Origin of the sequence: Synechococcus elongatus PCC 6301, from assembly GCF_000010065.1 — a bacterium.
Taxonomy (GTDB): Bacteria; Cyanobacteriota; Cyanobacteriia; order Synechococcales; family Synechococcaceae; genus Synechococcus; species Synechococcus elongatus.
On sequence record NC_006576.1, the window covers coordinates 676,245 to 701,534 of the forward strand.

Here is a 25,290-nt window from a genome sequence, read left to right on the forward strand (position 1 = left end):
ATCCAGTACCTTACGGTTTGCTCAACGCCAGTGACTGAGCACGGCCTGCTGTTCCGCCAAATGTTGCACCAGCCGCTGACTGACTACTTCGCAGAGTTCAAAGACCGTGGAGTCGCAGATTTCGTAGTAGACACAGCCCTGTCGCGGCGTCCGACTCACAACCCCCGCTTGGTGGAGCAGTTTGAGGTGTTTCGAGACATTAGCCTGCCCCAGCCCCGATGCCGCCACAATTTCAGAAACCGAGAGCGCACCTTCCTTCAGGGTGCACAGCACTTGCAACCGAGTCGACTCTGAAAGCAGCTTGAAGTAGTCGGCGACTTGCGCCAGAGCAGCAGAGTTCATGGACACAGGCAATTACGAAACTTTTTTATTCTATTATATTACCACTTAAGAATATTTTGATAAACTCATCATGTCAGCCAGAGGAACCGACTATGCTTTTCCGTCAGCTCTTCGATCGCGACACTTGGACTTACACCTACTTAATTGCCGATGAAGCCAGTGGTGAAGCCGCATTGGTGGATCCTGTTTTAGAACAGTGCGATCGCGATTTAGCGCTGCTGCAAGACCTGGGTCTGACGCTGAAGTTTTGCTTAGAAACTCATCTCCACGCTGACCACATCACCGCAGCTGGGCGGCTGCGGGAATTGACCGGCTGCGAAACTGTTGTACCGGCAGGTGCAAATGCGACCTGTGCTGATCGCTTTGTGGTGGAGGGCGATCGCCTCCAGGTTGGGTCAATTGCGATTACAGTGATCGAAACTCGCGGTCATACCGATAGCCATGCCGCTTACTTGATCCATCAGGCGGAGTTGTTGACTGGCGACTCGCTATTGATTCGTGGTTGTGGCCGTACGGATTTTCAGAGCGGTGATGCGGGTCAGTTGTTCGACTCGGTGCAACGTCTCTTCCAACTGCCGGACAACACCCGCGTTTGGCCTGGCCACGACTACAGAGGGCACACCGTCTCCACGATCGGTGAAGAAAAACGCCTCAATCGCCGTTTTGTAGGCCGCGATCGCCAAAGCTTTATCACCTTCATGAACAGTCTCGACCTGCCTGATCCGCAGCGAATTATGGAAGCCGTGCCTGCCAACGAACGCTGCGGTCATCCCGCCACTAGCTAATACTTCTCACTCATGTTTCAGTCGTGACCCAGCTCAGGCAGTCGCCATGACCTCCTTTTCAACACCCACGAATCGCCAAAACACCCCATTACTCAGCCCCAATCAGTTACAGTTCCTGATCGATCGCCAGGAAGTTCTCCTGCTCGATGTTCGCGAAGTGGCGGAGTATCAGGCGGACCATATCGCTGGGTCGCATCTCTATCCACTCAGTCAAATAACCCAGCTGCCTTTACCGGCTAGCGATCGCCCGATTGTGCTGACCTGTCAGTCCGGGATGCGATCGCAGAAAGCCGCCACCCAATTACAGCAACGTGGACTGACGATCACAGAGCTACAGGGCGGTCTCAATGCTTGGAAGCAACGGGGCCTTCCCACAATCGGTCAGACTGCCAATGCACCGATCAGCCTCATGCGGCAGGTGCAACTGGTCGCCGGATCCCTTGTTCTTATCAGTATCATCCTGAGCTTGACCCTCGCCCACACATGGCTGGGGCTGAGTGCCTTTGTTGGCGCTGGACTTGTGTTTGCAGGTCTCAGTGGCACCTGTCTCCTACCGAATGTTCTAGCGGCGATGCCTTGGAATCGGGGTTAGTACGATGCAGTGGCTTGCGCTTGGGCTGGCGTTACTGATCGGCCTCAGCTTGGGATTGCTGGGCGGTGGCGGTGCTGTTTTGGCTTTGCCAGTCTTGGTTTATGTGCTGGACATTGATCCTAAAACCGCGATCGCGATGACTCTGGTGGTCGTGGGGAGCGCCAGTCTACTGGGAGCAATTCCCCATGCGCGGCGCGGCAACATCGACTGGCTCCGGACAGGGGTATTTGGCAGCTCCACGATGGTAGGAGCCTTTGGGGGAGCTCGACTAGCACTGTTACCTTGGGTGACGGCTCAGCTACAAATGGGTTTGTTTGGTGTGGCAATTTTGGCGGCGGCGAGCTTTATGCTGTGGCCTCAGTCCCCAAAAGCTGACGATCCGGTTTTGAGTTATCCGCGTCCCTTTTGTCTGAGCTGCTGGACTTGGTTAATCAGCGAAGGGATTGGTGTGGGGGTGCTGACGGGATTAGTCGGTGTCGGGGGTGGCTTTGCGATCGTTCCTGCGTTAGTGCTGCTGGGAAAAGTGCCCACGCGCAAGGCGATCGGCACCTCCTTGGTGATCATCGGCCTGAATGCGATTGCAGGATTAATGGGCTACTGGGGTCGCCTTAGTCTGCCTTGGGGACTGACGCTGACCTTCGCAGCTTCTGCCTGCCTCGGTACCCTCTTGGGTGGCGCAGTATCGCAGCGGCTTAGCACGCAGGGGCTACAACGCAGTTTTGCCCTTCTTCTGCTGGCGATCGGAGGGTTTGTCTTGGCGCGAAGTGTTTTATAGCGGCTGACCGCTCAAGAGAGTGAGAAATCGGGTACGAGTTGAAGAATCTGTTGCAAGCGATCGCGTTGTTGGAGCAGCGCCTTGGTTTGTAACAGGTGATCCACCTGAACCAACCCTGCCGTCATTGATGAGGCCATGCCCAAAAACCAGAGATAGGCCGCGCCATTCCAGCGCAGCAGCGGTTCTAGCACTGAAGGCTGACCTTCCAGTAGGGCTTGAGCAGCCTCCACCCAAGCGTCTTCCCCCATCCAAGGCAGTTCTGCCTCGCCTAAATCCCAGTCGCGGGCATGCAAGATCAGACGATCGCAGTGGCCATTCTGCCAGCGGCCCACGATTGCGGCGCGATCGCGCGGTAGCTCTGGACTCCCCTCCAAGCCTTTGATGGTGAAGAAGGTCGTGATCCCGCGCAGACTCAGGGCTTCTTCGATCATCAACTCCGTCGGCGGATGGACGAAGCCACAAACCGGCAAAGCTGCCCCTTGGACAGGAACGAGCATCAATTCGGCAGTGGCAAGCGGCGGTCGTTTGCCCAATTCCGAGCGATAGCCATTCAACACTTCAGCAGCCGGGCAAAGACTGGGTTGATGGAGTTGGGCTACACCAGCTTGTTCGAGACAGCGGTTGAGATTAGCAACAGAACGCGATCGCCAGTTCACCCCGATCGCATCCCAGAGTTCAACCAGAGGCACACCGTATTTTGTTGCAACGCGATCGCTGCCGTGCAGCACAACGGGTTGACCAACAGCGGCGAGCAGCAGCGCCAGCAGTGGTCCCAAAGGAGCCGTGCGATCGCGGCCATCGTAGGGATAGCCCAAGACCAGTGGCGGCCGTGTTGTACTCGGAGCCAAGACAGCAGGCAACCAGTCGGCGTAGGTCTCTAAAAATCCAGCGAGTTCGGTTCCCGTCGGGCGACGAATGCGATGGGCAATTAAAAAAGCCCCAATTTGGGCGGGGGTCGCCGTGGCTGACAGCATGAGCTGCAGGGCTTCGGCGGCCTCAGCCTGCGTCAAAACTTGGCTCGTGTGGCGTCCACTGCCAACCTTACGGATTAGGTCTCGGAATCGCTCGCTCATCGCCTGAACAGTAAACTTTTATGATCTCATTCCCATTTCTGCAAACCGTTCATTGGGAACTTCTCGGGATTGGATGCTGTCCTGCTCGGCCTGATCGCCATGACCTCTTCTGCCAGTCCGTTTTTTCAATTCGAGGCTGACTTTGTGCTCGGCCTACGCTGCATCCCCATGAGCGTGCGCCGCAAACTCGATGACTGTGGCGTCAAGCTCAAGCTAGAACACTGGCACCGTCTCTCGGAAGCCGAGCGCCAACAACTGGTTGATTGGCCCTGTGAGAGCGATCGCGATCGCCAAGCCTACCGGCAGCAACTCCGTGATTGGACCCAGCGCGATTGGGGGGAGCCCGCCAAAGATTTACCGATTGATCCTCAACCGGCTTGGCTGCAACCTGAGATTCCAGAGGCAGTGGAGGCCGCCTGCCAAGTGCTGCAGGTCAGTCTCAGTCCTGATGACTGGCAAGGGCTAGAACCCCTCCAACGCTTTGCCTTGATTAAGCTGGCGCGTCCCGGCCATGAACATCGCAACCTTTATCCAGCGCTGCAGGAATTTGGCCTCACCGAGCGATCGCCCCTTGAGGCTGACTGAGTTCCCGAGTTAGGTTGCTAGCGTTCGCGGGATAGAACTTGTTTTTGCTGGAGCGCTGCAGTCAAAATCTCCTGCGCAGCCCGATCGCAAACTCCGGGTTCCCCTAAGCTTTGGCGCATTCGCTGGTAACCAGCTTGGATCGCCGCTTGCCGGTCTGGATCGAGCAGGATAGCTTTCGCTTCCGCCGCAATGCGATCGGGGTTGGCTTCGTCTTGAAGTAACTCCGGCACGATCGCTTCCATATCGACCAAGTTGACGGGTGACATAAACGGAATTGAGAAGCGCAGAATGTGGCGGGCAATCCAAGCAGTCACGGCTCCGACGCGATAGACCACGACTTGGGGGATGCCTTGGAGACCCAGCTCGAGGTTCACTGTGCCGGATTTAGCGATCGCTAGATCCGCAGCAGCTTGGACCAAAGCCGTTGTTTCGCCGCTGACAATTTGCAACGGCAGGTTCAACTCGCGGGCTGCTTCCTCAATCGTCGTTCGAAACTTTTCCTGAGAGAGCGGCACAAAGAAGCGGAGATTGGGCAGCTCGGCGTTGAGTTGCTGGGCCGCCGCCAAAACGGTCGGCAACAGGAACTTTAACTCCTGAGGTCGCGAGGCGGGATAGAGCGCGATCGCCCGCTCCTGTTCCTGCAGGCCCAGCTGGGCACGAGCCTTAGCGCGATCGGGCCGATCTTGGAGTTGGTCGATCAGGGGATGGCCGACAAAGCTGACTGCCGCCCCGCGATCGCGGTAGTAGGTGGCCTCGCCGGGGAAGATGGCAAAAATGCGATCGCTGAAGTTAACGAGTTGGGTCGTCTTGCCCTCGCCGAAGGACCACACCCATTCCTGGGGCGCGATGTAGTAAAAAATCGGGATGTTGGGGTGAGATTTCGGTAAACGGCCCCCCCAGCCGATATTTGGCCCGATGTAGTCGATCAAAATCGCCGCATCGAGGGACGTTTCGCGAATCTGACGAGCAATCTTTTGCTGCAAGCGCCAGGTTGGCCAAACGTAGGGCAGCGCTTCCCAGATGCCAATCGAACTGATCCCAATCGTGTTAGCCAGCAGCTTTGCACCAGCCGCCGCCATGCGATCGCCACCCAAGGCGAGGATTTCGAGCTCAAGGCCCAATTGCTTCGCTTGCCGAAACAGCGCTGCAATCAGCAAACTGCCCTGTAGATCGCCCGAGACTTCGCCGGTGCTGATAAACAGTCGAATCGCAGCCACTTACTTGCTACCTGGCGTGGGACCCCGACGCTCGCTCCCTTGGGAAGCTTCGAGGAAGTTACAGAGGTGCTGCAGGTGCTCGAGGTCAGAAATCTGGCGGATCTCAGCGATCGCTTCCTTGAGCAACAGGTCGGAGCGATAGAGCAGCCGATAGGCCTGCTTCAGCTGCTTAAAAGCTTCGCCCTCCTGACCATCGCGCAGTCCCGCTCGTTCTAAGCCCACGAGATTGAGCGATCGCACGCGAGCAGGATTGCCTTCAACCAACATGTAGGGCGGTACATCTCGCTCCACACGGCTCATGCCGCCAATCATGGCGTTGCGGCCAACATGGACAAACTGATGCAGCCCTGACATGCCGCCGATCACGGCTCCCGACTCAACCACAATGTGGCCAGCCAAGGAGACGGCGTTGGAGATGACGATCCGGTTGTGCAGGATGCAGTTGTGGGCCACGTGCACGTAGGCCATTAGCAAATTGTCATTGCCGATCACCGTGGCTTCACCAGCTTTGGTGGCGCGGTTGATCGTCACATACTCGCGAATCCGGTTTCGATCGCCAATCCGCACGACCCTGAGCGATCCGTCAGTTTTTTTGTCCTGGGACTCCAGTCCGATCGCAGCGCCAGGAAAGATGCGATTTTCTTCGCCAATTTCAGTCCAACCATCGATGACCGCATGGGCTCCGACGGTCGTATGGGCTCCAATCCGAACATGCTCCCCAATAACGGCGTAGGGGCCGATTTGGACGCTGGGGTGAATCTCGGCTCCCGGCGCAATGATTGCGGTGGGGTGAATTACTGCACTCACCAGCCGTTACTCCACGAGCGAGAACACCAGTTCTCCGCTGGCTGCCAGCTGGCCATCGACCATCGCCTCACCTTGAATTTTGCAGAAGCGACGCCGCTTGGCACTGAGAAGCTGAGCCGACAAGACGAGCTGATCACCGGGTACGACCGGACGCCGGAAGCGGACTTGGTCAATACCGGCAAACACAAATAAGCCCTGGGGCATGTCGGGCATCAAGGTGACAATCACGCCCCCCACTTGGGCCATCGCCTCGACAATCAAGACGCCCGGCATCAGGGGGCGCCCTGGGAAATGCCCTTGGAACTGAGGCTCATTGAAAGTCACATTTTTAATCCCGACCGCCCGCTCGCCCGGTACATAGTCAATAATGCGATCGACAAGGGCAAAAGGGTAGCGGTGGGGAAGAAGGCCTTGAATCGTCTCCACGGCCAAGGGCAACGTCGGCAAGGCAGGAGCATCCGGGTTGACGGTCATGTAGAGAACGAATAGAGGTCAGCGAGAAACAAGGCTGGCCATGCGGGCTTGTAGTTCGCGGGCAAAGCGAACATGGAGCCGGTGGCTAGCTTTGTAGGCAAGGATATGAGCCTGGGGCAAGGCTCCGAGCAAGCTCAGATCCCCAGCTAGATCTAAGAGTTTATGACGCACTGGCTCGTTTGAAAAACGCAGCGGCGGATTCAACCAGCGATCGCGATCGCAGACCAAGGCATTCTCCAGGCTGCCCCCCCGAATGAGGCCCTGCTGACGCAAGGCTTCAATTTGGGGAGCCAAACCAAAGGTTCGGGCTGGCACCACCTCGCGCTCCCAGTCATCTGGCCGCCAGCGCACACTAAACCATTGATTGCCAATCGGGGCAAGGTCAAAGTCAATGCCATAGCTGAGACGGGTTTCCTCAGCAGGAACCGCTGTGACAAAGGCATCACCTTCACTGACCGTCAGGGGCTCTGTGAGGACCGGCACCGACACAGCGCCAAGAAGTTCGACGGTACCGACCGCGGCGATCGCCGCGAGCCACTCTGCCCCTGAGCCATCCAGCAGCGGCAGCTCGGGGCCATCGATCGCAATTTGGACATCGGTCACGCCCAAACCAGCAAGGACAGCCAAGAGGTGCTCAACGGTTCGAATATTGGCTTGATCCGTCGCCAGCTCCGTCGAGAGCAGCGTTTCGCGAACGCGATCGAGCTGTACGGGAATCTCAGGTGTGCCCGGCAGGTCAGTCCGCACAAAAATGCGATCGCGCCCACTGACGGCAGGTTCTAAACGCACGTTGACTTCTGCACCGCTGTGAAGCCCTACACCAGCGCAGTCAACAGGCCCTGCAAGCGTCCGACGGGGAATTGCAATCGCCATGGTCCTGCCTCAGAATTTTTCACCGATCGCAAACTGGATCCGATTGCCCTGATCCGGGGTAAAGCCCAGATCAAGCCGGACTGGCCCCACCGGCGTTGCGATCCGGACCCCAAACCCATAGCCAACGCCACCGCCCGGTTTCCCCCGGATGACCGCCGGCGCACCAATGACAGCACTGTCGCTCCCCAAGGAAGTGCCAGCATCGGCGAACAGAGCTCCACCAAGGAACTGGCTGATGATCGGGAAGCGATACTCCGCACTGGCGACAACAAAGCTCCGCCCACTGGCCAGGCCGCATTCTTCGTAGCCCCGCACGGTGTTGACGCCCCCGATGCAGAACGCCTCATAGGGTGGTAAGTTACCTAGGGCAGTGCCTGCCTGGATATTGAAAGCCAAAGTTTGCGGACATTCTTCAGCAGTCGGATTGTCCTTACGGCAGCCCTCTTGGAAGCGCAGCAAGCGGATGGGCACGTAGAAGCTGTAGCCAGCTCGAATCCGGTTGTAGAACACCCCATTGGCAGTGATCGGGAGGAACTGATCGACGTTGAAGCGGAAAAGACTACCGCGAGTCGGCGTAGCAACGTTATCGCGAGTATCACGAACCGCCCCAAAGATCAGTCCAAACAAGGTGTCTTGCGACCCCCCGGAAGCTGTTAGCGGATTCCCAAACTCATCTTGGGCAAAGGCATTGCCGTTGATGTCGGTAATGTCAACGACGTTGAAGCTGACACCTCCAAATAGAGTCCATTCCGGCCGTGTGTAGGGATCAGCCTGGGGAAGAGTGAACAGAATTTGGGTTCCGGTTCGCTGAGTGATGATGCTGTTGCCATTGGGCAAATTGACATCGATCGGGCCGTTCGTGAACTGGAGCGCTAGCTCCGCACTGCGGAACACATTGACGCTGTAGGAGGAGCGGAAGGGGTCGCCCGCAATCCAGGGATCACTGAAGCTGATATCAAACAAGGCCTGACGCAGACCCACCGAGAGCTGGAAGCCCAGCTTTTGGTTGTTGCCGCCAAAGTTCTGCTCCTGAAGGCCAATGGTGCCGAACAGACCGCTGGCGTCACTAAAGCCGACACCAGCAGAAAAGTTCCCCGTCGAGCTTTCCTGGACGTTGGTGACGACCACAACCTTGGTCGGGTCGCGGGGGTCGGGCTCAAGGTTGAGGCGAACATCACTGAACAGACCGAGGCCAAAGATGCGCCGCAGCCCTGCTTCGGCTTGGGGGCGATTGAAGACATCGCCTTCCTTGAAGGAATATTCCCGCGTGACGATGAAGGGCCGTGTCTTACCACGAATCGGATTGCCCTCTTCATCGGTCGATCGCCCTTCCGCGTTTTGGAAACGAACGATCAGCTCGCTGATTACCCCTTCAGCGACCCGCAGCGTGACTTCCCCGTTGGGGCTGATGCGCGAAGCATCCACCACCTGGGCCAGCACATAGCCGTTTTCGCGGTACCAAGTGTTCAGGGTCCGAATCCGAGCCTGCAGGGTTTGCAGGTTCAGAATTTTGCCGTAATCATCCTTGAATGTTTCTTGAATGACTGAGTCGGGCAAGACCCGCGCCCCATCCAATTCGATCTTGCTCAGGACGGGATTCGGTTCGACCACAAAGGTGATCTGAACTCCGAGAGGCGTATCCTCGGGCAATACTTGGACGTTACTGAACAAGCCAGTACCAAAGATGGCATTGACATCGTTCTGGAGTTGAGTCCTCGTTGAGGTAGCTCCCGCTTGGGTGCGAATAGCGCCGTAGATAGCGTCGAGGAGCTGGGCTTCGTCAGGATTACCAGCAACCCCAACGATTTGAACCTCTGACACGAGCACCTGGGGCTCAGCCGGAGCAGGCTGCTCTGCCGCAGGTGCTGGCGGGGTTGTCGGCGGAGTGGTAGGAGCAGGAGTCGATGCCGGTGGCGTTGCTGGCGTGGGCGTAGCAGCCGGCGGAGCACCGCCCTCATTCGTAGGAGATGTTTGCGCTAGTGGGAGCGGCGGAATCTCTGCAGCAGCGGGTTGAGGTAATGCCGTCGGTCCTTCGATCGCAAAACCAGCAGTGGCTGGCTTCGCGGGGGTCGGCGTTGCTTTTGTCTCAGCCCGAGCCGGTGACGCAGCGATCGCGATCGCGGTGGCACAGTAGACGCTTAAAGCTAGGCGTTGCGCCTGATTGGATTTCAACATAAGGCTCTCTCTCACCACCGACGAACAGACCGACGTAAAACGGTCCTCGCCAAGACGTCACCGCAACCGGAAAGTTGCGAATGGCCAGAACGCCGCAATTCTACCCCACGCTTTTTGTTACAACTCAGCTTGCTGGGTCACTAATTCCAAAACGCGAGCGTAGGCCGCTTCGACGTTACCGAGGTCGCGACGGAAGCGATCCTTGTCTAGGATGCGCTTTTCTGGATCGATTTCCTGCTGATCCCAGAGGCGGCAGGTATCTGGGCTAATCTCATCGGCTAGCAGGATTTGACCTTGGCGATCGCGACCAAATTCCAGTTTGAAGTCCACTAAGGTAATGCCACAGCGGTTGAAAAAGGCCTGCAGCAACGTATTGACTTGCAAAGCAGCCCCTTGCAGGTGCTGGACTTCTGCCTCAGTGGCAACTTGTAAGAGCCGTAGGCGATCGGGCGTCAGCAGCGGATCACCGAGGGCATCATCTTTGAGATAAAACTCGACCAAGGGCGGTGCGATCGCAGTTCCTTCTGCAATCCCCGTTTGCTTGCAAAGGCTACCGGCGGCCAGATTGCGCACCACCACTTCCAAGGGCACGATCTCAACCGCTTGGACCCGCATTTCCCGCTCAGAAATCTGCTCAATGAAGTGATTGGTGACCCCTGCCTGGGCTAGCACTCGGAACAGGTAGCTGGAGACAGCGCAATTAATCGCCCCTTTGCCACTGATTTGACCCCGCTTTTGGGCATTAAAGGCGGTGGCATCGTCCTTGAAATAGGTCCGATACACCTGGGGATCATCGGTGGCATAGACAATTTTGGCTTTGCCTTCGTAGAGGGGAGCGCTCATGCAGATCGGGCAGAATAACGCCCCATTTTACTGTGCAGGGGTGGAAGCGCTCAGCTGCGTCTGGAGAGTCGTCAGTTCAGGGCCCACAAAGCCCAACTGCCCCGAGATGCTTTGACCTTGGGTCAGCGCCTGTTCCGCCGCCGGGCGATCGCCCTGACGGAGTTGGTATCGCCCCAGTCGCGCGTAGTTTTCCATCAAGCCATAGAGATCACCCTCATTGCGCGCTTGGGCTAGCAGCAGGTCATAGACCGCGATCGCATCAGCCGTTTGGTTCTGTTCTTGGTAAAGATCGCGCAGAGCTTCCAGTGCATCCCGTGCGATCGCCAACTGACCGAGAGGCAGTGCCTGCCGATAGACCGTCTGGTAGGTTTCCACTGCAAGCACCAACTGACGCGATCGCTGTTGATTCGCCGCGATCGCCAGCAACCAAGCCGGTTGCAAGTCAGGCCGGATCAAAGCCAATTCCGCTTGCTGAATCGCGATCGCTTCGGCATAGCGTTGGATTTGCTCCAGACTGAAAATTTGCTGCCGCACCGCCCATTCCCGCTGACTGTAGCTGGGTTCCTGACGGGGTCCAAGCCGCGCTTGCTGGACTTGAGAAGTCTGGCCAAGATCCAAGAGTGGGTTGTCGGTCAGAAGAGCAACTAGCGCACCGTAGGTTTCGGCAGCGGCGGCGTAGCGAAAGCTCTCAAACTCACAGGTCGCCAGAGCATCGAGCAAATCGCGGCGATCGCTAGGGGCTTGCGCCCGGGTCAGCAGTTGCCGATAGAGACGAATAGCATTGTCGAAGTCCCGCACCTCTCGGTAGGCGATCGCTAGATCCAATTGCTGCGCCGGACTGAGGTCTGGGGTTGTCGCCTCAATCTGCTGCAGGCGCTTGGCAATCGCTTGACCTTCATCGGAACGATTTTTAGTCCGCGCCTGCTGGCCAGTCAGCTTGAGCAGGGGCAGTTCTTCCTCGAGACCCAAGACTTGGCGCAAACGGATCGCCCGGAAGCGCAACTCAAAGGCCAAGTCATCCTGCTGGAGGTTGGCGGCCCCATCAGCCGCATCCAGGAGTTGGGCGATCGCCTCTCGAATCGCTCGTTTTTCTAAGGGTGTGTAACCCCGTGTCGGCAGTTTGGACGGCAGGAGCGGATCGTTCGGCCCTGTCGTCAGATCGAGTAAGACCGCGCGGGGAATTGGAGCCCCAGTGTCGGGATCGGTCGGGGTCTGAGCAATCCCGGGTGTTGCACCGAGTAGCCAGAGGGCGATCGTGCCGCCCATCATCCATCGCTGCCCACTCATGCTCACGCTCCCCACTGGACTTTCTCTGCATCACTGTATCGGTGGCAGGGTCGCTGCCAACACCGTGCTGGAGATGGGCAGTCAGACAGGTACGATGAAAGCTGCACTGGACAGGCTTCTGGCCTAGCCACACCCACTTTCGCCTCAGACTAGCGTGAAAATTCTTGTTGTCGGTAACGGGGGCCGCGAGCATGCCCTCGTCTGGAAGCTAGCTCAATCGCCGACCGTTGAGGCGATTGTCTGTGTCCCCGGTAACGGCGGCACTGCCGGCGCAGCCAAGTGCCGGAACCATGCGCTCAATGCCTTGGATGGTGAGGCCTTGGCTGACCTCTGTGCCCGCGAAGGTTTGGGTCTAGCCGTCATTGGACCGGAAGCACCACTGGCAGCGGGGGTCGCGGATTTCCTGCGCGATCGCGGCATCGCAGTCTTTGGGCCAAGCCAAGCCGGTGCGCAAATCGAAGCCAGCAAAGCTTGGGCGAAAGCCCTGATGGCTGAGGCAAATATTCCCACGGCGACAGCAGCAGTCTTTACCAATGCGGCGGCAGCCTTGGACTACGTGTGCCAGCAGGGTGCACCGATCGTGGTTAAAGCCGATGGCCTCGCGGCGGGTAAAGGTGTGGTTGTGGCCCAAACGCTGGCGGAAGCAGAAGCCGCGATCGTGGCCTCATTTGAGGGCGCCTTTGGAGCCGCCGGGCAGACGGTGGTGATTGAAGAATGTCTGACGGGGCCGGAAATTTCCGTGCTGGCCTTCACCGATGGCCAGACGATTCGCCCCCTGAAGGTGGCACAGGATCACAAGCGCATTGGGGAAGGTGATACGGGCCTGAACACGGGTGGCATGGGGGCTTACGCACCCGCTCCCCTCGCAACGCCTGAGCTTTTGGCGCAAGTGCAGGCCCAGGTGCTCGAACCAGCACTGGCAACTCTGCGCGATCGCGGCATTGACTATCGCGGCATTCTCTATGCCGGTTTGATGTTGACCCCAGCAGGGCCGAAGGTCATTGAGTTCAACTGCCGCTTTGGTGACCCTGAAACTCAATCGGTGCTGCCGTTGCTGGCGACGCCGTTGGTGGATGTCCTGCTTGCTTGTGCCGAAGGTCGCTTGGCCGATTTGCCGGAGCTAGAATGGCACGATGCAGTCTCGGCCTGTGTGGTCCTGGCAGCAGGCGGCTATCCCGGAGACTATGCCAAAGGCGATCGCATTGACGGGCTAGCCGCTGCGGAAGCCGCAGGGGCCGTGGTTTTCCATGCCGGCACCAACGCCGTGGATGACGAAATTCAAACGGCAGGCGGGCGGGTGTTGAACGTCGTGGCAACGGCTGCTGACTTTGACGCTGCTTTTACCAAGGTCTATCAAGCCTTGGAGTCAATTCAGTTCCGCGATCGCTACTACCGGCGGGATGTTGGTTGGCAAGTGCGATCGAGCGGGGCGGCAGCGACAACCCACGAATCGTAAGCGGTTTCGAGCGGCCAGATACGATAGGGTCAGTCCTGTTTGTTCGGCTTAGAGCAGCTGCCTATGCTGGCCCTTTGGCAACAACTGCGCGATACGCTGACCCGCTGGTGGGCAGATTTCACCCTGCAAACCAAGCTGATGGCGATCGCCACTTTGGTCGTCTCGCTGATTATGAGCGGGCTGACTTTTTGGGCCGTCAATAGCATTCAAGAAGATGCGCGGCTCAATGACACCCGCTTTGGGCGCGACTTGGGCCTGTTGCTAGCTGCCAACGCCACACCCTTGATTGCCGACGAGGACATCGCTGGGCTAACCCGCTTTTCCTACCGTTTCTATCGCAGCACCAGCAGCGTCCGCTATCTGCTCTATGCCGATACGGAAGGTGAAATCTATCTCGGCATTCCTTTCTCACAATCAGAAGTCCGCAACTCCCTCACGATCCAGCGCCGCATTCAACTGCCCCCTGACTACCTGCGTCAGGGCGATCGCCCCTACGTGCGGCAGCATTTGACTCCGGCCGGTCTGGTTACGGATGTATTTGTGCCGCTGTTCCAAAACGATCGCTATTTGGGGGTGCTAGCGATCGGCACGAACCCGAGTCCAGCAGTGGTGGCTTCGTCGGGCTTGACCCGCGATGTGACGATCGCGGTGTTCATCACGATTTGGGTCATGGTGATCGTCGGGGCAGTCTTCAATGCCTTGATCATCACGCGCCCCATTCGCGAGTTGGTGGAGGGCGTCCGCAGCATTGCTTCTGGAAACTTTAAGCAGCGCATCGACCTGCCCCCCAGCGGTGAACTTGGGGAACTGATCGCCAGCTTCAATGACATGGCGGAACAGCTAGAGGGCTATGCCGCCCAGAACATCGATGAATTAACTTCCGAAAAAGCCAAGCTGGAGACCTTGGTTTCGACAATCGCAGATGGGGCCTTGCTATTGGATGCAGACCTCAACTTAGTGCTGGTCAATCCAGCCGCAATTCGCATTTTTGGGTGGGAAGGGCGATCGCTCAAAGGTGATGACGTGATCGATCACTTACCGTCACCCCTTGCCCAAGAATTGCATGATCCACTCAAGGCGATCGCGAATGGCGATCGCGAGGCAGTGGAGTTGCGGTTGACCTTGCCGGAACGCAGTAATCGCACCGTACGCATTTTGGTCAGTAATGTCTTGGATACAGCGCGGGCGAACGTGAAAGGCATTGCTGTCACGGTTCAAGACATCACCCGCGAAGTTGAACTGAATGAAGCCAAAAGTCAGTTCATTAGCAATGTCTCCCACGAGCTGCGAACGCCGCTGTTCAACATCAAGTCCTTCATCGAAACGCTGCATGATTACGGTGACGACCTGAGCGAAGAGGAGCGGCGCGAGTTCCTGTCAACGGCAAATCATGAAACCGATCGCCTCACCCGTCTGGTCAACGACGTCCTCGATCCGTCGTGGCTGGAGTCGAATCGTCGCTACAACTTCGAAGGCATCGATCTGGTTCAACCGATCGAGCAGACCCTGCGCACCTATCAGCTCAACGCCCGCGAGAAAGGGATTGAACTGCGATCAGAGATTGCCCGCGACCTGCCCGCCGTTCGCGCCAATTACGATCTGCTGCTCCAGGTTTTTGCCAACTTAGTCGGCAACGCCCTTAAGTTCACCGCTTCCGGCGGTTGCGTGGCAATGCGTGCCTATTTGGTGGGTCAGCCACTGCGTACAGAGGCAGTGAATCATTCTGAAATTGTCAGCTCACTGCCGAATATACGGATTGAAATCAACGACACTGGCATCGGCATTGATGCCGAAGATCAAGAGGCGATTTTCGATCGCTTTTTCCGGGTCGAAAACCGCGTCCACACCCTCGAAGGCACCGGCTTGGGGCTGTCGATTGTCCGTAATATTGTTGAGAAACATCAGAGCCGCATTCACTTAATTAGTGAAGTCGGAATTGGCACAACTTTCTGGTTTGACCTGCCGATTTATCAACCCGAGGAAGCGATCGCAGCACCCGCTAAGCCTGAGGCGATTACAGCAACGAATGGCACCGAAGTCAGCGTCAGCACCGGCTAGTCGACCCGCTTCAACCAATAATGAGAGAGGCCATTCAGAGATTCAATTGGCATGACTCAAGTACGGATCGGCATCATTGGGGGAAGCGGCCTCTACCGAATGGAAGCCCTCAAGGACGTGGAAGAAGTCCGGGTTGAGACTGCTTTTGGCGATCCATCCGACGCGCTGATCGTCGGCAACCTTGATGGCGTTCCGGTTGCGTTTCTGGCACGCCACGGCCGCCACCATCAGCTCCTGCCCACCGAAGTGCCCTACCGCGCCAACATTTTGGCGATGAAGCAGCTGGGTGTGGAATACATTCTTTCGGCCTCAGCAGTGGGTTCCCTTCAGGCTGAGATCGCCCCACTCGATCTGGTCATTCCCGATCAATTTATCGATCGCACTTTTGCGCGGCCTTCGACCTTCTTTGGCAACGGTCTCGTTGGTCACGTCACCTTTGGCGACCCCTTCTGTCCTGCCCTGAGTCAACTACTGGCCGAAGCTGTCAGTCTGGCGGAAATCCCGGAAATCAAACTGCATCAGGGCGGCACCTACGTTTGTATGGAAGGGCCAGCATTTTCGACCAAGGCGGAGTCACAGCTGTACCGCAGTTGGGGTGCCCAGATTATCGGCATGACCAATTTGACGGAAGCGAAGCTGGCACGGGAAGCCGAAATTGCCTACGCAACCTTGGCGCTAGTTACCGATTACGACTGCTGGCACCCCGACCACGACAGTGTCACGGTCGAGATGGTGATTGCCAATTTGCATAAAAATGCGACCAATGCTCAGAAAGTGGTGCGGTCGGCGGTGGGTCTGCTCAGCGATCGCTGGCCAGAATCGGCTGCCCATGAGGCCCTCCGCTACGCACTGATGACTCCGCCCGAGCATGTGCCAGCCGAAACTCGGCAGCGTTTGGCACTACTCCTGCAGAAATACTGGGGCTAGTGGCGATCGCGCCTCGCGGTCGGTTTGCTCCAACCCCCAGCGGCGATCTGCATCTGGGATCCTTGGTGGCAGCGGTTGGCAGCTATCTCCATGTCCGCAGTCAGTGCGGGACTTGGCTGCTGCGGATTGATGATCTGGATGCGCCTCGTGTGGTCCCCGGTGCCAGCGATCGCATTCAGACTTGTCTCGAAGCCTTTGGACTGCACTGGGATGAAGTGGTCTATTTCCAGCAGCCTCAGCAGGAGCATTACCAAGCAGCCTTGGAGCAGTTGACTGCAACTGGTCGGGTCTATCGCTGTCAGTGCAGCCGCAAGCAGTTGTCCCAATCTGGCGACTCAGTCTCTGTAGATGGATCACTACGCTATCCGGGCTTCTGTCGCGATCGCCAGCTCTCCAGTGAGATCGAGGGGAGCGATCGCCTCAACGTCCAAAATTTGCCCGCGATCGCCCTCGAAGATGCCTGGCAGGGTCGCTATCAGCAGGATCTCGCGCAGGCTGTCGGCGACTTTATTTTGCGGCGGCGCGATCGCCTCTTTAGCTACCACCTCGCTACGGTCGTGGACGATGCCCGGCAAGGCATTACGGAAGTGATTCGCGGCCTTGATTTGCTGGCCTCTACACCCCGCCAAATTGCCCTGCAACAGCTCCTGAATTTACCGACGCCCCACTATGGTCATCTGCCCTTGGTCGTCTGGCCGAATGGCGACAAGCTCAGTAAGCAAACCAAGGCGCCGCCACTCGATCTTCGCCAAGCACCAGCCCTACTCTCCCAAGCGATCGGGCATCTCGGACTCGCCATGCCATCAGACCTACAAGGGGCGCCAGTTGGTGAACAACTGGCTTGGGCGATCGCTCACTTTCCAGCGCCTAGACTAAGCAAGCAGCCTGATTCGCTCTCATGAACAAAGAGACTCTGTTTGCGCTCTCTCTCTTTCCGTATTTGGGCTTTCTCTGGTTTGCAACGCGATCGGGGCAATTTCCCAAGCTGGCGCTTTGGGGCTTCTATGGCACCTTGGTCTTCGTGGCGGTGACGATTCCGGCAGGAATTTACGCCCAAGTCCACTACGGCGAAAGTTTGGCCAATGTAGACTGGCTGCATGGTAGTGCAGAAGTCTTTCTGACCCTCAGCAATATCTTGGTGGCACTGGGCTTTCGGCAACGATTCCTGGAGAACCAAGCCGATCGCGATCGCAATCTGTAAAGTCTTTTGAAGGCTCCTCAGCAAGCTGGCAACAATCGGAAAAGATGAGTAGCGGTTGTCGTTTTGGACGCGTAGAAGCGGCAACTGTCATAGCAAATTGTTTTTAGGAGTGGCCCAATGCTGCCGGTTTTAGCTGCAATTCCCCAAACTGTTGCTTGGAGCCCGAAAGTGGCTCTAGTGATGATTCTGAGCAACATCGTGGCGATCGCCATTGGCAAGGCCACTATCAAGATTCAGAATGCTGGTCCGGCTTTGCCTTCGCCCCAACTTTTTGGGGGTTTCGGTCTGCCTGCAGTCCTCGCGACCGCTAGCTTCGGTCACATTTTGGGCATTGGCGTCATCCTCGGCTTGGCCAACATCGGCAATCTCTAAGCCCCCAGCCCTAATCATCTATTTCTAAAACCTAGGAGCGGTTAGGACGGCACCTCAACTCCTAGGTTTTGTTTTGCGCGATCGCACCTTAAGACATCACTCAAGTCATCAGTCACAGTATTCTTAACGGGCATGAAAAAAGCCCACAAACTTTTTGTGAGCTATCAACACAAATTGATGGTCGAGTCAAGAAAACCTAAGCATTACCGCGAATCTCAACAACAACACCATCGCGCAGCACGATTTCAACTTGCATTTTTTCAATCAAGTTATCGCCCGGATGCAGCTCAAAGAAGCTCTCAATTTGACCTTGGTTGACTTCTTCTTCTAAGTTGACCGTTTGTACTTGTTGCAGTTGCTGGAGAATTTGATTCTTCTGCTCAAGCAGCTGCGTTTTTTGCTGATTGACTTGAATCTGAATGTTGTCAATCTGTTGCAACACATTCGGATGCACTGGATTGGCACTTTGGCTGCGAATTTCGTTGATTGCTGCTTGCCCCTGCAAATCCAACTGTTGAATCTGCGCATCCACTTGACCGAGCTGGCCCTGCAGTGCATTTTGGGCTTCTTGCTTCCAAGTCGGCGTCACGATCGCTTTGACATTGATCGTCCGCTTTAGCTGCAGAGGAGTACCGAGGGTCATAGATAGGGTCACAGAAAAGAATGAAGGGTCAAGGTGCTGAATCGACACTTAACTCGCCGATTCAAACATCCCGTCGATCATAGCCGCGTAGTGTTCCGCGACAACGTTGCTACGGATTTTCAGGGTTTGGGTTAGCTGGCCATTTTCCATGCTGAACGGTTCTTCGATGAGGCGGAATGGTCCAATGCGATCGTCGATGCGGTAGCCCGGGCGATCGCGCACTTCGCGGTTCAGTTCCTCGCGAATCAGCTTCTGTACCACTCCCTGCAGATCGGTTTGGCTGATGCCCTGTTCGCTGGCCCAGAGTGCGATCGCCTCTTGATTGGGCACAATCAACGCCCCCAAACTCTTGCGGTCTTGTCCCACCAACATGATTTGGCTGATATAGGAACTTCGTAGGCAGGCATCTTCAATCGGCTGGGGTTCAATGTTTTCGCCATTGGTCAGCACGATCGTGTCCTTAGCGCGCCCCGTTAGCACCAAGTTGCCTTCACCGACGATGTAGCCTAAGTCGCCGGTGTCAAACCAACCTTCGGCATCGATCGCTTTCGCGGTCGCCTCGGGTTTATTGAAGTAGCCCTGCATGATTTGCGGCCCTTTCGCCAGCACCAAGCCGCGATCGCCACTGGGTCGGTTTTCCTTCGTTTCAGGATCGACGATCCGAATCGCCGTACCTGGAATCGGCTGACCGGCCGAACCCCGTAGGTTGTGCCAAGGCCGTCGCCCCGTCAGCACTGGTGAGGTTTCTGTCAAGCCATAACCCACCAGCAAATCAACACCAACAATTTCGAAGAAGGTATCGAGGTGCAGTGCCAGTGAGCCACCGCCACTGATCACCTGCCGAATTCGGCCACCCGTGGCTTCTCGTACTTTGCCGTAGACGAGGCGATCGCCCAGCTTATGCAACGGTGCTAGCGCCAACATCCGGACACCCTCAGCGAGGCGCTGGGCTGGGGATTGGTTCAGTGCCAGCAAATCCAGTCCTTGCCAGCGGCGCCGTGCCAAAACATAGCGTTGACTCAAGCCAAAGAAGGTATCGATCAAGCGACGTTTCTTCGCCGGTTGCTCGCGAAACTGCTTCTGCACGCCCTCGTAGATCGATTCCCAGAGGCGCGGCACACTGACCATGAACTGCGGCCGATACTGCCGGATGTCTTGTTTGACATTGCGCAGCGTCGTGTAGACCTGTGTGCAGCCCTGGGAGAGCAGGAAATATTCACAAGCTCGCTCGTAGGAGTGCCAAGTCGGCAAAATACTCAGCACGGTGTCGCCAGGTTGCGGCTGCACAACCACACCTAATGTTGTGACTTGGTGCAGCAGGTTGCCGTGAGAAAGCATCACGCCCTTCGGTCGGCCTGTGGTGCCCGAGGTATAGATCAAAGTGGCTAAGCGATCGAGCTGCAAAATTGGCTCCGGTGCCGGCAGCGATCGCCCCATCTCCAGCACGTCACTAAAACCAACGACGCGCAGGCTGTCGATCTCGACTACTTCATCGCTGAGCACGATCACAAACTGCAGCGATAGTGACGCTAAACCAGGCTGTAGTTTCTTCAGCAGCGCCGCGTCTTCGACAATCAAGCCGATCGAACCGCTGTCCTCTAAGACGTAGAGCAGCTCCGATACTTCAGCTTGGGCGCCGCGCACCGCATTGGCAGCCCCTGCCAGCAACGTGCCTTGGTCAGCAATCAACCAGCGGGGGCTGTTATCCGCAAACTGCGCCAAGCGAGGCGGAAAGTCATCGGCTGTGGAGGTAGGCACTCCCAGCGCGAGCAGTCCGGCTGCAAACGCTTGGATCTGAATCGCCAATTCTTGATAACTGAGGGTGATCGCTGGTTTGGCATGGGGTGCAACCAAAGCCGGCATCGATCCAAATTGACTGGCAGCACGTCCCCAAATTTGCGACAAGCTTTGGATATCGCGATAGCTTTTCAGTTTGGCCAAAAGCTGCTGTTCGTGGGGCGTAATGGCGCGGGGTTGCGCGAGGGCGGTTCCAGTCACTCGGTCTACTCTCCTCAGCCAGCGTCCTCATTTTAGAGACCGATCACGCATTCCCTGCATTGCTTATGGGAGTTTTGCGACTGGGGCGATCGCTCGTCTCAGCCTGGCTCAAGTTCTTGTGAGTCAAGCAGCGCTGTCAGATGCCCGTTGCCCTGGCTCGGCGGCCTAAACTGGCTGGCGATCGCGGTTGAAACAAACCGTAGTACAAGACTGATTCCCAGGAACGGCCCAATCCCCCTAGAGTGAGATCAACACCTTTGTGTGGCCCTCAGGAGGAGCGCTAGCCATGAGTTCTGACACTGCGACAACGGAGCTGCGGATCCGCCTTTGCATTCCTGAGCCTCGTCGCAATGAGCCCATCATCTACACGCTGATTACGGAATACCAACTGCAAGTCAACATTGCAGCGGCGACCATGGGAGCCAATGGCATCGGCGAGGGCTGGTTTGATCTCAGCTTGGCAGGCCCCTCTGAGCGTATTGAAGAGGCGATCGCCTACCTGCGTACCAATGGGTTAGAAGTCTGGACTGAGTCTGAGCCCACGGATTGGTAAGGTTAACGACTGCAGTCAGAGGCGATCGCGCTAAAAGTAGCTTGTTAACCGACGATGGACGGATCCGCTAGACCTAGTGAGTGGTGGGGTGTCTCGTCATCCCCCACAAGGTCTAGAGCATCAGAGGTTGCTGCAGTCGAATTCAGCCAAATCATGCTCAAAGCCGAATAGTCTAAGACCCAAGCTTTCAGCAGATTTTTGCTTATTTCTAGAGCCCTTAACGAGACTTGAACTCGTGACCTCTCCCTTACCAAGGGAGTGCTCTACCGCTGAGCTATAAGGGCAGTGGAAAGGTGGGCCGAGCTGGATTCGAACCAGCGTAGGCGTAGCCAGTGGATTTACAGTCCACCCCCATTAACCACTCGGGCATCGACCCAAGCTTTCCACAAGAAGTCATTTAAGCATAGGCCGGAAAGGATTGCCAGTTTTTTGGGAAATTTTCTGGGGTGAAGAGCTGACTTGAAGCAGGCGAGAGGGATTCGCTATCATCAATAGCAACGCCTGCATCTGCGGGGTCTGTTCTTGGAAACCTGTACGGGGCAAGCACAGCATGGGATTAGTGGATCAAATTCTGGATCGCCTGCAAGATTTGGCACGGCGGTTGATCGAAGCGCTGTTTGGTCCTGAAGCCCAGCCTGAACCTGAACCTATCCCCGTCCCTGTGCGCGATCGCCGTTAATCTTCAAGCTTTGCTGAAAATTCTTGTCTTGCATGGCCCCAACCTCAACCTCTTGGGGCTGAGAGAGCCGACAATCTACGGCCAAACAACGCTGGCTGAAATTGATGCCGACCTAATTCAACTGGGTCAGACTCTTGGGGTTGACGTTTCAACACTCCAAAGCAACCACGAGGGCGTCTTGGTCGATGCCATCCACACAGCGCGGGAGCATCAAGACGGTCTTGTGATCAATGCCGGTGCTTACACCCACACCAGTGTGGCGATTCGAGACGCGATCGCGGGCACCCAAATTCCGACGGTGGAAGTCCATCTCAGCAATATCCACAAGCGCGAAGCCTTTCGGCATCATTCCTATCTAGCCCCCGTTGTGGTTGGCCAGATTTGCGGCTTTGGCCCCGATAGTTACCGGCTTGGACTGCAGGCAATCGTCAACCACTTGCAAGCCCTAGCAACGGTATGACAGCCACGGTTCTACCAGAAGCACCCGCCACGATCCGCTTTTTGCAAACGCCCAGTTCCGAGGCTTGGCTTGAGCAAGCTTTGGCAAATTTTGAGATAGTGCTGCTCGACCATTCCCACTGCGAACGGAAGGCGGCTGGAGTTGCCCTCAGCCTGATCAGCCGCTATCCCAGTGATGCCAAGCTGGTGCGGACGCTGACTGCGATCGCCCGTGAGGAGCTGGAGCATTTCGAACAGGTCAATAGCCTCTTAGAAGCTCAAGGCATTCCGCTGCAAGCGCTGCCAGCCCCACCCTACGCCGCTGGTCTGCATAAAGCTATACGACGGACTGAGCCCGATCGCTTGTTGGATCAACTCTTGGTTGCGGCTTTGATTGAAGCGCGCAGCCATGAACGCTTGGGATTATTGGCAGCTCATTTGCCCGATGCCGCGATCGCTGGTTTTTATCGGGCACTGATGGCCTCGGAAGCACGACATTTCGGCGCTTATTGGCTGCTGGCGGTGGAACGTTTTCCGCGATCGCAGGTGGATAAGCGCTTGCAAGAACTGGCAACGCTAGAAAGTCAGCTGCTGAGCAACTTGCATCCTCAGCCACGCGTACACAGCTAATGATGGATGCGATCGCAGTTGGCTCCGTGACACTGCGCCCTTGGCAGCCGAGCGATCGCGAGACAGCAGCGCAATTGATTGCTCAAGTATTGGCGGAGTATGGCTTGGGCTGGGAGCCGGAGGGAGCCGATCGCGATGTGATCGAGGTTGAGCAAGCCTACTGGCAAACCGGCGGTGTTTTCTGGGTGCTGGAGCAGGGCGATCGACTCGTGGGGACGGGAGCCTTTTACCCGCTGCCCATGCGGGGGGAAGGAGCAGCCGAAATCCGCAAGATGTATCTGCTGCCAGAAGTGCGCGGGCAAGGGCTCGGTCGGGCCTTGCTCCAGCGATTGGAGCAAGCGATCGCTGAGGCGGGTTATCGGCAAATTTGGATCGAAACCAGTTCGTTGCTCAAAGAAGCGGTGAGTCTCTACGAGTCAGCAGGCTATCAACCGACAACGGAGGTCCACACGCTGCGCTGCGATCGCGTCTACTGCAAATCGCTGTCCCCATAACACTAGAAATCGACATCTGGTTCAACAACAGCCTCGCTGGTGTCACTCTCAGACTCGCGATCGCTGACCACTTCGCCATTGAAAAACTGTGCCAAACTTCTAGCTGCTTTCAGCCCCGGATCCAGTTCCCAATCGGCTAGCGGGCGGAGTGCTGCGGGCGGTGTTTCAAGCTGAGGCGCTGGCACAACCTCGGGGGATTTGGATGGGCTGGTAGCGATCGCAACCGGTTTTGATTGTGGAATCGGTGGGGATGGAGCAGGCGGGGGAACTGGTGGAGCGACTGCCACTGGCGGCGGCGCGATCGTCGCGATCGCGGGCTGACGGGGGGCTGCTGCGATCGGTTCAGAGGGGGGAGCCGATCGGGGCGTCACGGCAGGTGAAGCAGGCGATCGCGGCATCTCGATTACAACTGGTGGCGGCGGCAAACTAACGGGATTAGGATCTGTGCCGCTGCTGGACTCCAACTCCACAGCGATCGCTTGACCCAAAACAGTTTGAAACGCTTCGGCCAGGAGATTGCGCTTACCCTGAACTATCGAGAGCCAGTTGGGCGGCACGCTGACCACAGCTTGACCGGCTTGGCAGCGCAACAAACGCCCTTGCTGCTGCAACAGCATTTGCGTCCCTCGCGAGGCGATGTTGATTAAAACGCGTTGCCAGAGTTCTTCGAGATTGAGCGGTTCTGGCGCGGCAGCCGCGATCGCCGGCACTTCTGGCGGGGTGGTTGTTACTGCTGGAGCCACAGGAATCGCAACTGGCGCTACGGCTGCAGGACTGGACGGTGTTTCGGCAGGGACTACTGCTGCAGGAATACTCACGGGTCGGGTAACTGGAGCAGCGATCGCCGGCGGTGCAGTCGTTACGGGAGCTTGAGCGCTGGGCAGCAACCCGAGTAAAGCGACTTCCAGCCAGAGGCGGGGCTGCGTCGTGTTTTTGATCTGGAGTTCAGACTGCCGCAGGTGTTGTTGCAATTGCAGAATCTGTTCCGGTGTCCAATCTTCCGCAAAAGTGCAGAGTTCTTGCCAAGTCGCTTCCGTGACCGTGGTTAAGTCGCGGCGCTGGGGAGCCGTCCTAGCAATCAGCAGATCGCGACTGAAGGCAGTCAGATTTTGCAGTACCGTCAACGGTTCGCGACCGCGATCGAGCAGTTGCCGAATCAGCGTCAACAGGGCTTCTGGATCGTTCGCGGCGATCGCTTCCAGCAGTTGTAGCAGCTGACGTTCCGGCACCGCCCCGAGTAGATCCCAGACGGCTTCCGGTGTGACGGGAGGCGGCAGCAGTCCTAGTTGATCAAGCAGACTCTCAGCATCGCGCAGACCACCTTGAGCCAGTTGCGCCACCAAGGCGATCGCTGTCGGCTCGATTTCAATGGATTCTTTCTGGGCAATGACTTGCAGGTGATCTGTCATCGCCTGCAGGGGAATGCGGCGAAAGTCAAAGCGCTGACAACGGGAAATAATCGTCGGCAACACGCGCTGCGGATCGGTGGTTGCCAGCACAAACACCACGCGATCGGGCGGTTCTTCCAAGGTTTTGAGCAGGGCATTAAAGGCTGCCGTGCTAAGCATGTGACACTCGTCGATCACGTAGACCTTGAAGCGACACTGCACCGGCGCGAACTGGGCGCGTTCAATCAGCTCACGGATGTTATCGACACCCGTGTTGGATGCTGCATCAATCTCAATGACATCCAGCGCGTTGCCCCGTGCGATCGCTCGACAGGCTTCACATTCACCGCAGGGACTTGCCGTAGGCACGGTGCTTTGCTGACAATTCAGCGATTTCGCCAGAATGCGGGCGCTGGAGGTTTTCCCTGTGCCGCGTGGACCTGTGAATAGATAAGCAGGGGCAATTCGCTGCTGGGCCAGCGCTTGGCTGAGGGTTCGCGCGATCGCCTCTTGCCCTACCAAATCAGCAAAGCATTGCGGCCGATATTTGTGATGCAGCGGTTCGTAGGCCATCGACAACCAGCAGCGCAACCAGCAGAGGAGATCAGGCTAGCAGAGCAACACC

At 57.1% G+C, this 25,290-nt stretch carries 27 protein-coding genes and 2 tRNA genes; 15 read left to right on the forward strand and 14 right to left on the reverse strand.

Annotated features, from left to right (window positions below; all coding sequences use genetic code 11):
* Window positions 1–21: 21 nt before the first annotated feature.
* Window positions 22–342: an ArsR/SmtB family transcription factor gene (locus tag SYC_RS03125; RefSeq protein ID WP_041676934.1), complete on the reverse strand. Its 321-nt coding sequence runs from the start codon at window positions 340–342 to the stop codon at window positions 22–24.
* A 92-nt stretch (window positions 343–434) separates the two neighbouring features.
* Between SYC_RS03125 and SYC_RS03130 the strand changes: the two genes are divergently transcribed.
* The 3 genes from SYC_RS03130 to SYC_RS03140 are packed head-to-tail and all read left to right on the forward strand — an operon-like array spanning window position 435 to window position 2,494.
* Complete coding sequence (locus SYC_RS03130) at window positions 435–1,127, forward strand: MBL fold metallo-hydrolase (protein WP_011242917.1); 693 nt, start codon at window positions 435–437, stop codon at window positions 1,125–1,127.
* Between the two features lie 46 nt (window positions 1,128–1,173).
* Window positions 1,174–1,719, forward strand: a complete 546-nt coding sequence (locus SYC_RS03135; RefSeq protein WP_011242918.1) for a rhodanese-like domain-containing protein — start codon at window positions 1,174–1,176, stop codon at window positions 1,717–1,719.
* 4 nt (window positions 1,720–1,723) lie between these two features.
* The gene (locus SYC_RS03140) at window positions 1,724–2,494 is read left to right on the forward strand and encodes a sulfite exporter TauE/SafE family protein (RefSeq protein WP_011242919.1); all 771 of its coding nucleotides are present in this window, start codon (window positions 1,724–1,726) and stop codon (window positions 2,492–2,494) included.
* An 11-nt stretch (window positions 2,495–2,505) separates the two neighbouring features.
* Here the strand turns inward: SYC_RS03140 and SYC_RS03145 are convergent, their stop codons facing one another.
* A complete protein-coding gene (locus SYC_RS03145) occupies window positions 2,506–3,567 on the reverse strand; it encodes an anthranilate phosphoribosyltransferase family protein (protein ID WP_011242920.1) in 1,062 nt (353 codons plus the stop codon).
* A 99-nt stretch (window positions 3,568–3,666) separates the two neighbouring features.
* Here SYC_RS03145 and SYC_RS03150 point away from each other — a divergent pair, with 99 nt between their 5' ends.
* Window positions 3,667–4,152: a nitrate reductase associated protein gene (locus SYC_RS03150; RefSeq protein ID WP_011242921.1), complete on the forward strand. Its 486-nt coding sequence runs from the start codon at window positions 3,667–3,669 to the stop codon at window positions 4,150–4,152.
* Between the two features lie 17 nt (window positions 4,153–4,169).
* Here the strand turns inward: SYC_RS03150 and lpxB are convergent, their stop codons facing one another.
* The 7 genes from lpxB to SYC_RS03185 all read right to left on the reverse strand — a co-directional run bounded on the left by lpxB (window position 4,170) and on the right by SYC_RS03185 (window position 11,828).
* The gene (gene lpxB / locus SYC_RS03155) at window positions 4,170–5,360 is read right to left on the reverse strand and encodes a lipid-A-disaccharide synthase (RefSeq protein WP_196794065.1); all 1,191 of its coding nucleotides are present in this window, start codon (window positions 5,358–5,360) and stop codon (window positions 4,170–4,172) included.
* Between the two features lie 9 nt (window positions 5,361–5,369).
* Entirely contained in the window at window positions 5,370–6,176 is an 807-nt protein-coding gene (gene lpxA, locus SYC_RS03160; RefSeq protein WP_011242923.1) for an acyl-ACP--UDP-N-acetylglucosamine O-acyltransferase, read from the reverse strand.
* Between the two features lie 6 nt (window positions 6,177–6,182).
* Entirely contained in the window at window positions 6,183–6,650 is a 468-nt protein-coding gene (gene fabZ / locus SYC_RS03165; RefSeq protein ID WP_011242924.1) for a 3-hydroxyacyl-ACP dehydratase FabZ, read from the reverse strand.
* Window positions 6,651–6,668: 18 nt separating this feature from the next.
* A complete protein-coding gene (gene lpxC / locus SYC_RS03170; protein WP_011242925.1) occupies window positions 6,669–7,523 on the reverse strand; it encodes a UDP-3-O-acyl-N-acetylglucosamine deacetylase in 855 nt (284 codons plus the stop codon).
* Between the two features lie 9 nt (window positions 7,524–7,532).
* Window positions 7,533–9,698, reverse strand: coding sequence for a BamA/TamA family outer membrane protein (locus tag SYC_RS03175; RefSeq protein WP_070105206.1), 2,166 nt, complete (start codon window positions 9,696–9,698; stop codon window positions 7,533–7,535).
* Between the two features lie 117 nt (window positions 9,699–9,815).
* The gene (purC, locus tag SYC_RS03180; RefSeq protein ID WP_011242927.1) at window positions 9,816–10,541 is read right to left on the reverse strand and encodes a phosphoribosylaminoimidazolesuccinocarboxamide synthase; all 726 of its coding nucleotides are present in this window, start codon (window positions 10,539–10,541) and stop codon (window positions 9,816–9,818) included.
* A 27-nt stretch (window positions 10,542–10,568) separates the two neighbouring features.
* Window positions 10,569–11,828: a tetratricopeptide repeat protein gene (locus SYC_RS03185; protein ID WP_011242928.1), complete on the reverse strand. Its 1,260-nt coding sequence runs from the start codon at window positions 11,826–11,828 to the stop codon at window positions 10,569–10,571.
* A 154-nt stretch (window positions 11,829–11,982) separates the two neighbouring features.
* On the opposite strand from SYC_RS03185, the gene purD reads away from it, so the two are divergent.
* The 6 genes from purD to psaK all read left to right on the forward strand — a co-directional run bounded on the left by purD (window position 11,983) and on the right by psaK (window position 17,842).
* A complete protein-coding gene (purD, locus tag SYC_RS03190; RefSeq protein ID WP_011242929.1) occupies window positions 11,983–13,284 on the forward strand; it encodes a phosphoribosylamine--glycine ligase in 1,302 nt (433 codons plus the stop codon).
* Window positions 13,285–13,347: 63 nt separating this feature from the next.
* The gene (nblS, locus tag SYC_RS03195) at window positions 13,348–15,342 is read left to right on the forward strand and encodes a two-component system sensor histidine kinase NblS (RefSeq protein WP_041676936.1); all 1,995 of its coding nucleotides are present in this window, start codon (window positions 13,348–13,350) and stop codon (window positions 15,340–15,342) included.
* Between the two features lie 51 nt (window positions 15,343–15,393).
* Complete coding sequence (locus SYC_RS03200) at window positions 15,394–16,269, forward strand: S-methyl-5'-thioadenosine phosphorylase (RefSeq protein ID WP_011242931.1); 876 nt, start codon at window positions 15,394–15,396, stop codon at window positions 16,267–16,269.
* Window positions 16,269–17,171 carry a tRNA glutamyl-Q(34) synthetase GluQRS gene (gene gluQRS, locus SYC_RS03205; protein ID WP_011242932.1) on the forward strand — a complete coding sequence of 301 codons (903 nt, stop codon included), beginning with the start codon at window positions 16,269–16,271 and terminating at the stop codon, window positions 17,169–17,171. Before SYC_RS03200 ends, gluQRS begins: the two co-directional genes overlap by 1 nt.
* Window positions 17,168–17,470, forward strand: a complete 303-nt coding sequence (locus SYC_RS03210) for a DUF3593 domain-containing protein (RefSeq protein WP_011242933.1) — start codon at window positions 17,168–17,170, stop codon at window positions 17,468–17,470. Before gluQRS ends, SYC_RS03210 begins: the two co-directional genes overlap by 4 nt.
* A gap of 117 nt (window positions 17,471–17,587) precedes the next feature.
* Complete coding sequence (gene psaK / locus SYC_RS03215; protein ID WP_011242934.1) at window positions 17,588–17,842, forward strand: photosystem I reaction center subunit PsaK; 255 nt, start codon at window positions 17,588–17,590, stop codon at window positions 17,840–17,842.
* Window positions 17,843–18,038: 196 nt separating this feature from the next.
* Here the strand turns inward: psaK and SYC_RS03220 are convergent, their stop codons facing one another.
* Together SYC_RS03220 and SYC_RS03225 are read right to left on the reverse strand one after the other, a co-directional pair.
* A complete protein-coding gene (locus tag SYC_RS03220) occupies window positions 18,039–18,485 on the reverse strand; it encodes a YlqD family protein (protein ID WP_011377788.1) in 447 nt (148 codons plus the stop codon).
* A gap of 48 nt (window positions 18,486–18,533) precedes the next feature.
* Window positions 18,534–20,483 (reverse strand): AMP-dependent synthetase/ligase, encoded by a 1,950-nt coding sequence (locus SYC_RS03225; RefSeq protein WP_011242936.1) that lies wholly within the window; start codon window positions 20,481–20,483, stop codon window positions 18,534–18,536.
* A 286-nt stretch (window positions 20,484–20,769) separates the two neighbouring features.
* Here SYC_RS03225 and SYC_RS03230 point away from each other — a divergent pair, with 286 nt between their 5' ends.
* Window positions 20,770–21,036, forward strand: coding sequence for an NIL domain-containing protein (locus tag SYC_RS03230; RefSeq protein ID WP_011242937.1), 267 nt, complete (start codon window positions 20,770–20,772; stop codon window positions 21,034–21,036).
* A 212-nt stretch (window positions 21,037–21,248) separates the two neighbouring features.
* Here SYC_RS03230 and SYC_RS03235 read toward each other — a convergent pair.
* Together SYC_RS03235 and SYC_RS03240 are read right to left on the reverse strand one after the other, a co-directional pair.
* Window positions 21,249–21,320, reverse strand: a tRNA-Thr gene (locus SYC_RS03235).
* 10 nt (window positions 21,321–21,330) lie between these two features.
* A tRNA-Tyr gene (locus SYC_RS03240) sits at window positions 21,331–21,412 on the reverse strand.
* A gap of 174 nt (window positions 21,413–21,586) precedes the next feature.
* On the opposite strand from SYC_RS03240, the gene SYC_RS13520 reads away from it, so the two are divergent.
* The 4 genes from SYC_RS13520 to SYC_RS03255 are packed head-to-tail and all read left to right on the forward strand — an operon-like array spanning window position 21,587 to window position 23,277.
* A complete protein-coding gene (locus tag SYC_RS13520; RefSeq protein WP_011242938.1) occupies window positions 21,587–21,715 on the forward strand; it encodes a hypothetical protein in 129 nt (42 codons plus the stop codon).
* Between the two features lie 10 nt (window positions 21,716–21,725).
* The gene (gene aroQ / locus SYC_RS03245) at window positions 21,726–22,175 is read left to right on the forward strand and encodes a type II 3-dehydroquinate dehydratase (RefSeq protein WP_011242939.1); all 450 of its coding nucleotides are present in this window, start codon (window positions 21,726–21,728) and stop codon (window positions 22,173–22,175) included.
* Window positions 22,172–22,783: a tRNA-(ms[2]io[6]A)-hydroxylase gene (locus tag SYC_RS03250; protein WP_011242940.1), complete on the forward strand. Its 612-nt coding sequence runs from the start codon at window positions 22,172–22,174 to the stop codon at window positions 22,781–22,783. The genes aroQ and SYC_RS03250 overlap by 4 nt, the downstream gene beginning before the upstream one ends.
* Before the next feature lie 2 nt (window positions 22,784–22,785).
* The gene (locus SYC_RS03255) at window positions 22,786–23,277 is read left to right on the forward strand and encodes a GNAT family N-acetyltransferase (RefSeq protein WP_321167206.1); all 492 of its coding nucleotides are present in this window, start codon (window positions 22,786–22,788) and stop codon (window positions 23,275–23,277) included.
* A 2-nt stretch (window positions 23,278–23,279) separates the two neighbouring features.
* Here the strand turns inward: SYC_RS03255 and SYC_RS03260 are convergent, their stop codons facing one another.
* Complete coding sequence (locus SYC_RS03260) at window positions 23,280–25,238, reverse strand: DNA polymerase III subunit gamma/tau (RefSeq protein WP_011242942.1); 1,959 nt, start codon at window positions 25,236–25,238, stop codon at window positions 23,280–23,282.
* Window positions 25,239–25,290: the final 52 nt, after the last annotated feature.